We start from the raw sequence: 13,942 nt of genomic DNA, 5'->3' as shown, positions 1-13,942 counted from the left end.
AAAGTTATGAAAAAAGTTGCAATTTGTGGTTGCAACTTCTGATTAGGTTTGCTTCATGATGGCTATTCCATCTCCATTTGTTTGTTTGTTTTTGTTTTATCTACTTCTTTGTCTGTTGCTCCTGCTTCGATTTCTTTTAAACTCCTTATGACAAAATTTGCAGGATTTAAGTAAGCATAAGTGACAAACAAATTCAAAGGTAATATCTTGGTTCTGGTAGCAGTTCGAAATACGTCGGTACTTTTTGTATACTGTTCGATGGATTCGGGGAATTCTTCATTGAGTCCATAGTTCCAGTCTTTTGGTATAAATTTTTGAGCTTCATAAAGTTTCATGGTATTAGAAGAACCATCAAATTTTTTGTCCATTGCAATTGCGTTTCTGATGTCGGTGTCTGACACTTCTTGGAGAGAATCTTCTCTATAGAAAAATACAATACTGTCTGCAATGATAAATTCGTTTTTAACCCTCATCATGTTGTATGTATTAATCTGTTCTTCACTTGTTCCATAATCTTGTTGGACGGTTACGAAACGCTGATTATCAAGATTTAAGATTCCGCCAACATCTGCTATAGTGATAGTGAATTCTTTGTCTTTGTTTAGTTTGAATTTATGTTCCCCAGGGAGTATGCTTGCTGTAATGGATAACGAATCTTTAGGAAGTTTGATTTTGGTTTGTCCATCGACTAAAAGAATACCACTCTGGGTTTCACTATCATAGCTGATGTCTATTTTTATTGGCTTTTTTTCACAAGAAATTAAGGTAATCGCAACCAACAGAAAAAGTAAAAATTTAAAATTCATAAATTCGTTTTTTTTCAAAATTAGTATTTATTTTTGATTTTAATCCAATTGAAAAAAAGATGAGTGTTTTTTTTGGTCATAGTTCTTTTGTTGTAAAACGATTGTCACCTCGAGAAGTAGGAATCACTGATGACGAATTTAAGGGAAGTGAAATACAATTGCTCCAAAAATATGCTCATCTGTACTTTATTCCCGTTTTTCCTTTGGGTCAAATTTGGGTTGTGAAACAAGAAGGTAAGTTATATGAACTCAGTCCTCAGATTGATGAAAGGATAAGACGGATTTATCCGCATTCAAGGGTGCATTTTGGTGCTTTCGCTTTGCCTTTGTTGTTGTTTGTGGGTTTCATTATTTTTATGGTTTCTCAAGAGATTTCTTCTAATCACCGGAAGAAACAAATCGAAGAGGAAATGTTAACAACGGGAAAGGTTTTACACAAAAGGATAGATTCGATTGATAATAAAAATACTTTTTTAGTTTTTAAAACAGAGGGTTATTTGCAACATGTTTATAAGGTTTTGAGGGTGGATAAGAATAAATTTTTTCTTGCTGAAGTCAAAGAAAAAAATTGGGGTTCTGATATGGTAAGTTACTTCAGCATGCCTTTGAATGTTAGAAGTTTTCTGGCTTCAGAGAACGGACAATTGGGAGATAGTCTATGGATAGAAAAGAAAGAAATAAGAAAGACTATTCGGAAGAAAGAAGATGATCCATTTGTTAAAATAAACAATTTCAACGAAGGAGTAGGGGTTGAACTTGTAGATATTCTGTTGATGACCGACGGTTACTTTGTTGAAAATACAGATGAAAGTGCAAAAACTGAGTTCTATGTAGAGTATCAAAATTTCGGATTAGAGGTGGTCTTGGATAGTCTTGTTCCTGAAGATAAAAATGAAGACTGGAAGTTATCAAAGCATCGAAATATTGTTTTTGGAGACAAATTTGCAATAAAAACAGAAAGTCAGAATCAAGCAACACTTTATTATCATACACTGGATAATAAAAAGCACCTGAGGAAAGTTAATGGCACTGTAATCATTGAGCATTAGCGGAAGTGCATATTTCGTATTGTATTTTTTTTGAATTCATTTTTTTTAATTTTATTTTAAAAGAAGTTATTGAGATTCAAAATAATGCGTTGGGGTGCACATTTGATCATTAATGTCCCTCATTTTCTTGAAATTTAAGTACTAATCTTTTAAAATTGTCTTAAATTAGTTGAAAATTAATAACCTATGGACGCACAATTTCTAATTTTATTTTTAGCAGGACTTCTTATTTCCTATTTTCTTGGTGGATATGTTAAAAGATACTTAAAGAATAAAAAAAGCTGGAGTGGCGGTGATAGTATGGGGACAGTTGTCGGCGCTTTACTAGCAATGTTTGCTTTTTTTCTTGGGTTTACATTCAGTATTTCAGCGTCGAAGCTCGAGACGGTAAGGCAAACAAGTATCGAAGAATCTAATGCTATCGGGACCGCAATTCTTAGGACTGAGATGTACGATACTGAGAACGAAAAACAGTTCAAGGCTTTAATCAAGGATTATCTTAAAACAAGAATAGATTATTTTAACGCTAATAGCGACGACGAAAAAAGTAAAGCGATTTTAGATTTAGGTCTAAAAAAATCAGATAAGATTTGGGATTTAGCCGTTAATCTACAAAAAAGCAAAAATTATGTTGAGGAAAGTCGATTGATGCTACCAGCCCTTAATGATATGATTGATGCCGTGACTTCTAGGGATTCCGCCATTAATGCTTCATTACCCAAATCTATTATATATACTTTGTTGATATTGAGTTTTTGCTCAACCTTTATCATTGGTTTCAGTGATAAAAAGAAATCTTTCAATAGACTCATTGATATCGTCTACATTGTGGTGACTGCAATTACCGTTCTAATTATCATTGATGCTGGTAATCCAAGAAGAGGTTTTATTAACACCTCAAAAGCTAACCAAACGATTGTTGATATTTATAAGCAATTGTAAATATTTGATTTTTTTTAAAAGAATAGCAGGTTGAATTCCTTACTAATTTAAATTTTTAACACTATTTTCAACTAATTGCTTTTAAAGTGAGATTAATTTTCAGTAAGCGGTCTTATTAGGAGGCATTATGTTAACTTGTATTATGTTAAATAAGCAAGTAAAACACTGATGAACAGTATTTTATATTGTTAATTTGTTTTTTTAACTAAGTTCGCGTGGATTTCTATAACCATGTGAACTCAATTTTATTTAAAGCCCAAGCATCAATTGCTTGGGCTTTTTATTGTTGATATAATGGCTTTAATTTATTATTAAAAAATATATATCATAATTGAGAACCGCTTATTGATTGATCAAAAGCGGTTTTAGATCTTGGAGTAAAGAAATCTGATAAGATTTGGGATTTGGCGGTTAACCTACAAAAAAGCAAAAATTATGTTGAAGAAAGTCGATTAATGCTACCAGCTCTTAATGATATGATTGATGCCGTGACTTCTAGGGATTCCTCCATTATTGCAACGTTGCCCAAATCTATCATATATACTTTGTTGATATTGAGTTTTTGCTCAACTTTTATTTTTGTTTTCAGTGATAAAGAGAAATCCTATAATAGAATCATTGATATCGTCTACATTGTGGTGCCTGCAATTACTGTTCTAATTATCATTGATGCAGGTAATCCAAGAAGGGGGTTTATTAACACCTCAAAAGCTAACCAAACGATTGTTGATATTTACAAACAGTTATAGTAGCGGGATTAAATTTTTTCTAACGAGCAGATTGTCTGATCTTAAACATGAAGGAGTAATTATTCTTCTTGCACTTGCTATGCTAAGCATCTGATAAACAGTTGTTTTTATTTGAAAAATTATACTTTTCACAAATTTTTAAATTACCTTCGCGTGGATTTCTATAACCATGTGAACTCAATTTTATTTAAAGCCCAAGCATCAATTGCTTGGGCTTTTTATTGTTGACATAATGGCTTTAATTATCATTAAAAATAATATGTTATATTTGAGGACTACTTATTGATTAATCAAAAGTGGTTTTAATAATAAAAAATTAACTAAAAAAGTATGAAGAATTTTTATTTTCTAAGAAGTCTGGTTGTTTTTTGGATTTTTTTAGGAATAACAACAAAGGCTCAATCCAATCAGTATTTGCATTTCGACGGTGTTAATGATTATGCGGTTATTAATAATGCTTCGCAGTATGTTAATGGCTCTAACAATATTTCCATTACAGGGTGGTTTAAAAATGACGCTTTGGCTTATGGTCAGGGTATGGTTGGATTTCGTGGTGATGGAAGTGGAAGCGGTCAAATGTATCTTTTGCAATTAGGAAATGGATCTGTTGAATGTAGAGTAATTACTACGACAGGAACCTACACTTTTACCGCTCCTGCTGGTACTACACAAGTTGGAGTATGGCAGCATTGGGCTTGGGTTTTTAATCAGACAACTGCAAGACTATACGTTGATGGTGTTTTGCAGGGCAGTGTTGCAACGTCTGGAACTTTTTCGGCGACCAATAGGCCATTTGCTGTTGGTAAAACAATAGCATCAGGATATAATTTTGTATATAACGGTGGTGTCGATGAAGTAACACTCTGGAACAAAGCATTGACGCAGACGTAGATCCAAAATATGATGACTAATGAATTGCTAGGTACGGAAACTGGACTAGCGCTTTATTATAAATTTAATCAAGGATATCCTGCTGGAAATAATTTGAATATCACTCAGGTTACCGATAAAAGTGGTACCGTTAGTAAGAATATGAATCTCAATAATTTTGCTTTAACTGGGACAACCTCTAATTTTATTGGAACTTTGAACCCAGGAGTTCAAGCTATTAATTTTCCACAGATTCCAGACAAGCTTACTTCTAGTCCGGCATTTCAGTTGACAGCATATTCTAATTCAAGTTTACCAATTACTTACACGATTGTTTCTGGACCAGCGACAGTTAGCGGAGATATGGTTACTTTAACAGGAGCGCCTGGAACTGTTGTAATTAAAGCCAGTCAAGCTGGAAATTCAACGTGGCAAGCTGCACCAGATGTTAGCGATTCGTTTGATGTTTTAAGTCAAAGTCAGGTAGTCCCAAATATTACTATTCTTCATCCTTTGGCGGGAGAAGTTAATATGCCGAGTTTGATACCAATAGAAGTAGCGGTTCGCGCAGATATAGCTTATCCCAGTTTGTTTTCAATCGGTACAATTTATGGTACAGTTAATGGGGTGAACATTCCTTTGCAGAATCATGGCAATGGATATTTTACAGGTTGGTGGACACCAACGCAATATGGATCTGCTAATCTAGTTATTAGTGGTACTAATAATTTTGTAACGTCAACAAGTCAAACCGCTGTTGTTAACGTGAGTCAAACTGCTATAACTACATCAGCTTCTGCCACAACTAATGTTTGGGTAAATGGAAATGTGCCTTCTGCGACAGTTGAAGCTGATTTACCGAGTCATATAGGCGCATATAATCAAATTATTGGGACGCTAGTCATTACGTGTCCAACTGGTGGTTGTGATCCATGGGATAGAATTTCTTCGATTGAAGCAATGGGAAAAGATGGTGAATGGTACGAAATTATAAGGTACATTACGCCTTATGGTGTTTCGTGTTATCATAGTATTGATTTAACTGATTTTGCTTCTTTGTTAAAGGGTAAAACAAAATTTAGAGTTAATCTTGGAACTACTGGTAACGGTTTTCTTTATACGCTTCAATTAGGTTATGTTGCTGGTACTGCACAGTATCCTTATTCTAAGGTTCAGAAATTGTGGACTAGTACGCATCAGTTTGGAGATCCGGGAAATCTTCAGCCAGTTCCTGAGGTTGTGAAGAATTTTCCGCCAAATACGGTTTCTGCGAAAATCAAACTTGTTTCAACAGGGCACGGGTGGGGAGATAATAACACCAATAACGCAGCAGAATTTTCTAATAATACGCACCATATTTGGGTTAATAATTTGCAAACCTTTACACAAAATAACTGGAAAGTTTGTAATCCCAATCCAGACGGTTGTAGTCCGCAAAATGGGACTTGGTATTACAATAGAGCAGGATGGTGTCCAGGAAGTATTGCGCAATATTATGATTATAGTATGAATGCGTATGTTTCTCAGCCAAGTGTATCGCTAAAGTATGTTTTTGATAATTCTTATGTTGATTTTTGCCATGCTAATAATCCTAATTGCATAACTGGAGTAACTTGTGCTAACTGTAATGATGGCTACAATCCTCATTTGATTGTTAATTCATTTTTGGTTTCTTATGGTACAGCTCCTCTTGTTAGTCTAGCTACTGATGAAATTAAAGAGAAAACCAATGCAGAGATTAATATTTTCCCAAATCCTTCTAATGGAAAGTTTTTCATTGAATTGAAAAATGAAAAAATGAATGCAATTCAGGTTTTTGATATGAGTGGTAAGTTGGTTAGGAAGCTTGATTTTGGTAAATCTTCGGATTACGTACCAGTTGATATTAGAGGTATTAACGCTGGTATCTATGTAGTTAATATTTTGAATAATAATGAAGTGGTAGGAGTCAAGAGAATTGTAATTGAATAAAATATTTAATGATAATATAAAGAAGGATGCGTCTGAGAAGTCGCATCCTTTTTGTTTATAGTCTAAAGGTTTTGGTTAGGGAAATAATAAAGCCCTGTGAAGTTCACAAGGCTTTATTTTATATGTTCTATAATCTAGGATTATATCGTTGTAAGTCTTAACGTATTGGTTTTTCCTCCTTCTCCAGCTGGTGTTGCATTAAGGTTGATAACAAAATCTCCTTTTTCAACAAAGCCAAGATCTTCGGTTAATTTGTTAACTTGAATAATAGTTTCATCCGTAGATTTGTTACTGTCATAATAGTAAGCTCTAACGCCCCAAAGTAGATTCAACATAGTTGTTACTTTATGATTAGAACTGAAAATAATGATATGCGAATTTGGTCGATGAGCTGAAATCTGAAACGCCGTGTATCCAGTGTGTGTAAGGGTAATGATCGCTTCAACTTCGGTCGTTTTCGCGATTCTAACAGCAGCTAAACAAATTCTGTTGGTAATAAATCTGCTATCAATGCAATTAAATTCTTTTTCGATAGGAGCGTTTTTACTTTTATAGAAATTGGTGCTTTCGATGTTTTTTACAATTTTAGTCATGTTTTTGACTACATCTACCGGATATCTTCCCACAGAAGTCTCTCCTGAAAGCATTACCGCATCGGCTCCATCTAAAACAGAGTTAGCAACGTCATTAACCTCTGCTCTTGTTGGAGTCAGGCTGGTAATCATTGTTTCCATCATTTGGGTTGCAATAATTACTGGCTTAGAATAGTTTCTTGCTTTTTCAACAAGAATTTTTTGAATTGCTGGAACTTCCTCCATCGGAACTTCAACCCCAAGGTCACCACGTGCAACCATCAATCCATCACATTCACTTAAGATTTCGTCGATGTTTTTTACCCCTTCTGGTTTTTCAATCTTGGCGATAATTGGGGTTTTGTCATTATTAGTTGGATGTTTTGCAATTAAATCCTTAAGGTCTTTGATGTCCTGAGCATGACGAACAAATGAAAGTGCTATCCAATCCAGTTCTAATTCTAGCATGAAGTTAGCGTCTTCAATATCCTTCTCTGTCAAAGCTGGAAGAGATACATTGGTATTCGGAAGGTTAACTCCTTTTTTGGAACTCAACGGTCCTCCTTGAATCGTTTTTGCTCTTACGGTATCAACATGGTTAGTGTCGATAACCTCTAATACAAGTTTGCCATCGTCAATAAGGATTCTTTCGCCTACCTTGACGTCGTTCGGAAACTGTTGGTAGGTCATATAAACTTTAGTGGAATCACCTTCAATTTTTTCATTGGTGAAGGTCAAGATATCTCCTGGATTAAGGTAAGAGCCTTCTTTAACAACTCCTACTCTAAGTTTCGGACCTTGCAAATCTCCTAATATCCCAACAGAAGTTCCCATTTCTTGGTTAAGTTCTCTAATGAGACGTACGTTATTTCTAACTAAGTCATAATCGGCATGCGAAAAATTAATTCTAAATACATCAACACCCGCTTTTATCAATTCTGACATTGTTTTTTTGTCAGAAGATGCAGGTCCTAATGTTGCGATTATTTTAGTTTTTTTTAGGTATTTATTCATAATATTGAATGATATGATATAATTCTTGTTCGGAAGTAATCTTTTTTCCCATTATTGGTAAAACAAGATTTTCCGGCAGCAAAATTAATGAAAAATCAACAAACTTATCTGTTGTAATAATAATATAATCTATTTCGGTGATTGATGGGAGTAGAAATCTTGTTTCTTCCTCATTAGCAAATAGTTCTGTAATTGCCTTTTTTTCTACTGAATAACAAGATTTGTTGTTAATCCACCTGTAACATGTTTTGGTCTCTGGATCAATTCCTTCAAAAACCATGAAATAGTGGTCATAATGTTCTCCCTCAATCTTCAAATCATCTCCTCGTGAGAAACTGATGCTTTGATTTTGATTGAGTTTGAAAAAGAACAGAACATCATCCAACTTCTCAACCAGCTTTACTAATCCTACGGTGGAGTCTTCTTGTTCTAGATCATCAAATATGATTCTTTGAATGTCCAAGAATATCTTGTTTTTTATCTAAACTATAGAAAGCTCTTTGAGCTGCTTTTTCTTCTGCTTTTTTCTTAGAGGTTTCGGTAGCGGTAGCTATCCTTTTCTGCTCCAAAAATATATTGCACCTAAAAGTAAGTCCCGAAACGCCATTCTCTGACGTTGTTTGATAGGAGATGACTTGCTTCGTCTTCTGACTCCATTCCAAGAGGAGACCTTTGTAGCTGACAATTTTGCCTTCTAAGGCATTCATTTTTTCTTGTGTAATAATTTTGTTTAAAACAATATCATTACAAAGAGTGTATCCTAAATCTAGATAAATAGCACCAATTAAAGCCTCCAGTAAGTTACCAGAGATATTAGCGCTGAGCATTTTTTTTCTTCCTAGAACAATAAAATCAGTAAGCTTTAGTTCGTCACCAATCTGATTAAGATACCTTCGGTTGACAATTTTGGATTTCATCTGAGTGAGAAAACCTTCATTGGCAGTGTCATACTTCTCATAGAGATGGTTAGATATGATTGCTCCTAACATAGAATCTCCCAAAAACTCCAATCTTTCATAGGAGTGATGGTCTTCCTGAGAAGAATTTTTAAGAGTGAAAGCTTTTCGATAATGTTGGATATCTCCAATGGGATGCCCAATTAACTGACTGATTTTGGCACTAAGAACCACATCTCTGCCAGAGAGATTTTTTTTTCTTTTAAGCGGAAGGAATTTAGAAAAGTATTTCTTCAAATACATCCAATCTTACAACTCAATTTTTTTGAAAAGTACGCAAGCGTTATGTCCTCCAAATCCAAAAGTATTACTCATGGCTACTTTTACATCCTTTTTCGCTGCCGTATTGAATGTGAAATCCAATCGATTGTCGATTTTTTCGTCGTCCGTAAAATGGTTAATTGTCGGAGGGACAATCCCATGCATAATCGCACCTAATGAAGCGATAGCTTCGATAACACCAGCAGCTCCTAAAAGATGCCCTGTCATTGATTTTGTTGAATTGATTTGGATATCGTAAGCGTGATCTCCAAGTAATCTAGAAATTGCAGCAGACTCTGCGATATCTCCAAGAGGAGTAGAAGTTCCATGCATATTGATGTGATCAACATCATCCGTTGAAAGACCTGCGTCTTCTAGACAGTTTTTCATTACCAAGTAAGCACCTAGACCTTCTGGATGTGGCGCAGTCATGTGATGTGCATCAGCACTCATTCCTCCACCTTTCAGTTCTGCGTAAATTGTTGCTCCACGTTTTTTAGCGTGTTCGTATTCCTCCAAAATGATACATCCCGCTCCTTCTCCTAACACAAATCCATCTCTGTCTTTGTCAAAAGGTCTTGAAGCAGTTTTTGGATCATCATTTCTCGTAGAAAGTGCCATCATCGCGTTGAATCCTCCCACGCCACTTGCAGTAATCGCAGCTTCAGAGCCTCCACAAACGATTACATCTGCTTTTCCTAACTGGATAAGCATTTTAGCATCAATAAGTGCGTTGGCCGAAGAAGCACAAGCGGAAACAGTGGTGTAGTTAGGGCCATGGAAGCCATATTCAATAGAAATATGTCCTGGCGTAATGTCCGCAATCATTTTTGGAATAAAGAAAGGGTTGAATCTAGGAATCTCTGAATTAGCCCAACCTAAAACCTCAGTTTCAAATGTTTCTAATCCTCCTATTCCAGAACCCCAGATAACACCAACTCTGTTTTTGTCAACATTGTCTTCAATAATTCGAGAATGAGCAACAGCTTCTTTTGCTGCAATCATCCCAAATTGTGTGTTACGATCCATTTTTTTTGCCTCCTTTTTTTCGAAGTAGTTAAGTGGATCAAAGTTTTTTACTTCGCAGGCAAACCTAGTTTTGAAATTTGTGGCATCAAAAAGAGTAATCGGAGCGGCTCCACTCTCACCTTTGATAAGGTTATTCCAATACTCATCAGCATTAATGCCAATAGGGGTAATTGCGCCAAAGCCTGTAACGACTACTCTTTTTAATTCCATAAATTTTCAATAATTGATATTCGGTTGAAGATATTATTTGTTTACTACTTCTTCGATGTACGTGATAGCGTGACCTACTGTAGTAATTTTTTCTGCTTGATCATCAGGAATTTGGATGTTGAATTCCTTTTCAAATTCCATAATCAACTCAACAGTATCTAATGAATCAGCTCCTAAATCGTTAGTGAAGCTAGCTTCGTTAGTTACTTCTGTTTCTTCAACGTCAAGCTTATCAGCGATGATAGCTTTTACTCTTGATGCAATGTCTGACATAGTTTGGTTTTTTAAAATTGTTAATGTGCAAATATAAAAAAATCTTTAGTATTATTTGTTTTTTTGTATTTTTTTGAATCTTTAGTTGCTTAGATATATCTAGGTTTGCTTAGTTTTTCTCCATAATAATATAAGCCCAAGGCTTCATTTGATATGTTGTGGCGTTCCCAAGAGTTGATCTTGCAGTGTTGAAAACGTCAGTGTAGTTACCTTTGAAATCCTTTGTATTAAGGGTGACTTCCACCGGTTTATCAGAAAAATTAAAAATCGAAATGACTGCATCTTTGTTACTTTCTCTATAGAAAGAAATAACTTGGTTAGGCTGGTTATTGGTGATTCTTATCATTTCGCCCCCATATTTACCATTCCATAAAGCCTGGTTGCGATGTTTAAGGTCAAACAAGGTTTTGAACAACTTTTCGTATTTTAAATTGCTAAAATCTATCAGATCTTTATCAAAAAAGTTAAGGCTTCTATTAAGGTCCGCTTCTTGTCCACTATAGACTAAAGGCATTCCGTTAACAACGCTGCAAAAAACTATAGTGGTTTCGTAGCCTTCTCCGAAATTTTTCTGAGGAGTTCCGGTCCAAGAATTCATGTCGTGGTTGTCGGTAAAAAGCATTCTGTACGCGTTTCTTGGTGATGAACCAACATCATGAGCTAGATATTCAACTAATCCGCCAATTCCTTTGTTTTGTGTGGTAACATCCTTCATTTTATCAAATAATGTCCAAGAATAGGTCATATCAAAAGATTTTTTATACAAATCTCTGCTTTCCCATTCTGCCAGCATAAAGACTGGTTTTATTTGGTCTAACTCTTGGCGAGCATTTTCCCAAAAATCAACTGGAATAAATCCGGCAACATCTGCTCTATACCCATCAATGTTGGCTTCTTTGATCCAAAATTTCAGTGCTCCAGTCATGTATTCTCTAAATTCTGAATTGTTGTAATCGAAATCAATAACATCATCCCAATCGTACCAAGGCGTAGGTTGAAAGTTTCCATCTCTGTTTTTGGTATACCAATCTGGATGTTCTTTTGCCAAAGGATTATCCCATGCTGAGTGATTCCCGACCCAGTCTATAATGACATGCATTCCAGACTTATGAATCTCATTGACTAAATGTTTGAAATCTTGCATCGTTCCAAACTCTGGATTAATACCTTTGAAATCTTTCACGGAATAGTAGCTTCCCAATTTTCCTTTTCTATGGGTCTCTCCAATAGGATGTATAGGCATCAGCCAAATAATATCTACTCCCATATTTTTAAGCCTTGGTAAGTGTTTTTCAAAAGCTTTGAAAGTTCCTTCTGGGGTATATTGTCTTATGTTGACCTCGTAAATAGTAGCATTTTTCGACCACTCTGGATGAGTGATTTCTACATATTCTTTGGGTTGATACCTATTTTCGTTTTTCTGAGCATAATAAAAGGTGGTTAGAAGAAAGAAGAGAAATGAGAATAGTTTTAGTTCGGGAGATGTTTTCATTATTGAAATTTTATTCAAATTTAGACATTGTTTGCAGAAAAATTATCAAAGATTAAGAGTTTTTGAATGGTGAGAAATGTCAGCATTAACCAGTTAATTTATTTGTGTCATAATGAAAAAAGAAAACCCACTGAATTTTCAATGGGTTCTATCTTAAAATGTGGAGTTGGAGGGAAATGAACCTTATTAAAATGGTTATAATTTATTTTCAATAAATATACGGTTTATCAGTAATTTATCTATATTTGTATAAATAAACATAGGTGTATTTTATGTTTATTTGTTGAATTTTTAGCACCTAAATTAGCACCTAATGAATTTTACATATAAGTTAAAAGAACCTAATTCAGTCAAAGAATCACTAATCTACTTCCGGTCGTATTTCGATAATGAAAAGAAGAGTTTTATATATTCAACTGGTGAAAAATTAAAACCTAATGAATGGGATTTCAAAAATAGATTACCCAATGATTTAAATGGAAGAACATCTAAAGCGGAAAACCATAGGAGTATCAAAAAACAATTAGATAGATATAGTTCATTTTTTCTTGAAATGGTAAATCGATATAAAAACATCAACGAAGAATTAACAATTGATATTCTTAGACAGAGATTTGATGAACATTTTAAGAAAACAAAGAAAGTAGATGATTTCTTCAGAATATATGACTTATTTATTGAAGAGAAGGAAAATGATTATTCAGGAAATTCAATCTCAAATTCAACGCTTAAACGTTATAAGTGCAATCGTAACCTTTTAGAAGATTTTCAAGTTAGTTCAAATGCAAAATTGGCTTTAGGAAAATTCGATGAAAAGAAGTATAATCAATTTTTAAAATTCTGTATTGAAAATCGTAAACATTCTGCAAATACTGTCCATAGAAATGTTGGACTTTTAAAAACCTTTCTAAACTGGGCTTACACCAAAAAGCATACATATAATTCGGACTTTTTTAATTTTAAGAAACCTCCGAAATTTCAAACTGATGAAATCGCTTTAAATCTTGAACAAGTAACGAAAATCTATGATTATGATTTCTCTAAAAACAAACGACTGGAGAAGGTTAGAGACTTATTTGTTCTTGGCTGTACAACAGGAATGAGATTTGGGAATTATAGTCAGATTTCAAAGAGTGATATACAAGGAAATTTTATTAGAGTCACAGATTTAAAGAGTAAATCAAAGAAATTAGCAATCCCTTTAAATTCAATATCTAGGGAGATTTTAGAAAAATATGATTATGAGTTACCAAGAATTACTAATCAAAAGATGAATCTATATATCAAAGAAGTTTTTAAGGAGCTTGAATTTGATGAAGAAATAAAAAAGACAATGAAATATGGTGATGAGCTGGTTGAGAAGAACTCAAATTTTTGGCGCCGAATTTCGAGTCATACTTCCAGGAGGAGCTTTATAACAATATTGAAAAATCAGCTGGTTCCGGATAAAATAATCATGTCTTACACTGGTCATACTAGTTTAGAGGTATTTAATGCCTATTACCGACCAAGCGAAGAAGACAAAATTAATTACATGAACGAAGTTTTTAAATAATGTGAAAATTATGACTTACCCAATAGAAAATAGTATTCCTAGTTTTAGGGATTATGCTGATTATTTTAAGGAACCTTTTAGATGTTTTAAAAATAATACTAAAGTTAGAGGTTTATTTAAGATTGATTTTGAAAAAATATTACTTGATAAAAGTGGCTTTGATTTGAACTTAGAAGAAATAGAACTTTTAAAA

Annotated in this window: 14 protein-coding genes; 7 read left to right on the top strand and 7 right to left on the bottom strand. The window is 34.2% G+C overall.

Annotation, left to right across the window (positions count from 1 at the left end; genetic code table 11):
- Positions 1 to 62: 62 nt before the first annotated feature.
- A complete protein-coding gene (locus tag AC4AGG_RS02480) occupies positions 63 to 806 on the bottom strand; it encodes a hypothetical protein (protein ID WP_489770398.1) in 744 nt (247 codons plus the stop codon).
- Between the two features lie 59 nt (positions 807 to 865).
- On the opposite strand from AC4AGG_RS02480, the gene AC4AGG_RS02475 reads away from it, so the two are divergent.
- From AC4AGG_RS02475 to AC4AGG_RS02455, 5 genes are all read left to right on the top strand, one after another.
- A complete protein-coding gene (locus AC4AGG_RS02475) occupies positions 866 to 1,855 on the top strand; it encodes a hypothetical protein (RefSeq protein ID WP_489770397.1) in 990 nt (329 codons plus the stop codon).
- 186 nt (positions 1,856 to 2,041) lie between these two features.
- Positions 2,042 to 2,797: a bestrophin-like domain gene (locus AC4AGG_RS02470; protein ID WP_489770396.1), complete on the top strand. Its 756-nt coding sequence runs from the start codon at positions 2,042 to 2,044 to the stop codon at positions 2,795 to 2,797.
- Positions 2,798 to 3,201: 404 nt separating this feature from the next.
- The gene (locus AC4AGG_RS02465; RefSeq protein WP_489770395.1) at positions 3,202 to 3,546 is read left to right on the top strand and encodes a hypothetical protein; all 345 of its coding nucleotides are present in this window, start codon (positions 3,202 to 3,204) and stop codon (positions 3,544 to 3,546) included.
- A 330-nt stretch (positions 3,547 to 3,876) separates the two neighbouring features.
- Positions 3,877 to 4,437, top strand: a complete 561-nt coding sequence (locus AC4AGG_RS02460) for a LamG domain-containing protein (RefSeq protein ID WP_489770394.1) — start codon at positions 3,877 to 3,879, stop codon at positions 4,435 to 4,437.
- A 9-nt stretch (positions 4,438 to 4,446) separates the two neighbouring features.
- Entirely contained in the window at positions 4,447 to 6,387 is a 1,941-nt protein-coding gene (locus AC4AGG_RS02455; protein WP_489770393.1) for a T9SS type A sorting domain-containing protein, read from the top strand.
- Between the two features lie 140 nt (positions 6,388 to 6,527).
- On the opposite strand, the gene pyk is transcribed toward AC4AGG_RS02455, so the two are convergent.
- The 6 genes from pyk to AC4AGG_RS02425 form a co-directional block, all read right to left on the bottom strand.
- Positions 6,528 to 7,973, bottom strand: coding sequence for a pyruvate kinase (gene pyk, locus AC4AGG_RS02450; RefSeq protein ID WP_489770392.1), 1,446 nt, complete (start codon positions 7,971 to 7,973; stop codon positions 6,528 to 6,530).
- A complete protein-coding gene (locus AC4AGG_RS02445; protein ID WP_489770391.1) occupies positions 7,966 to 8,436 on the bottom strand; it encodes an IPExxxVDY family protein in 471 nt (156 codons plus the stop codon). Before AC4AGG_RS02445 ends, pyk begins: the two co-directional genes overlap by 8 nt.
- On the bottom strand, positions 8,411 to 9,172 hold the full coding sequence (gene rnc, locus AC4AGG_RS02440; protein WP_489770390.1) for a ribonuclease III: 762 nt from the start codon (positions 9,170 to 9,172) through the stop codon (positions 8,411 to 8,413). The genes AC4AGG_RS02445 and rnc overlap by 26 nt, the downstream gene beginning before the upstream one ends.
- 6 nt (positions 9,173 to 9,178) lie before the next feature.
- Positions 9,179 to 10,429: a beta-ketoacyl-ACP synthase II gene (fabF, locus tag AC4AGG_RS02435; RefSeq protein WP_489770389.1), complete on the bottom strand. Its 1,251-nt coding sequence runs from the start codon at positions 10,427 to 10,429 to the stop codon at positions 9,179 to 9,181.
- Positions 10,430 to 10,462: 33 nt separating this feature from the next.
- Positions 10,463 to 10,702, bottom strand: coding sequence for an acyl carrier protein (locus AC4AGG_RS02430; protein WP_489770388.1), 240 nt, complete (start codon positions 10,700 to 10,702; stop codon positions 10,463 to 10,465).
- Positions 10,703 to 10,811: 109 nt separating this feature from the next.
- Positions 10,812 to 12,194: an alpha-amylase family glycosyl hydrolase gene (locus tag AC4AGG_RS02425; protein ID WP_489770387.1), complete on the bottom strand. Its 1,383-nt coding sequence runs from the start codon at positions 12,192 to 12,194 to the stop codon at positions 10,812 to 10,814.
- 313 nt (positions 12,195 to 12,507) lie between these two features.
- On the opposite strand from AC4AGG_RS02425, the gene AC4AGG_RS02420 reads away from it, so the two are divergent.
- Positions 12,508 to 13,749 (top strand): tyrosine-type recombinase/integrase, encoded by a 1,242-nt coding sequence (locus AC4AGG_RS02420; RefSeq protein ID WP_489770386.1) that lies wholly within the window; start codon positions 12,508 to 12,510, stop codon positions 13,747 to 13,749.
- A gap of 10 nt (positions 13,750 to 13,759) precedes the next feature.
- The coding region (locus AC4AGG_RS02415; RefSeq protein ID WP_489770385.1) for a hypothetical protein at positions 13,760 to 13,942 on the top strand (183 nt) is incomplete at its 3' end.

Source organism: Chryseobacterium sp. CG10_8 (assembly GCF_058117085.1).
Note: the sequence above shows the minus strand (reverse complement) of the source record. Positions and strands in the feature narration are given on the sequence as shown.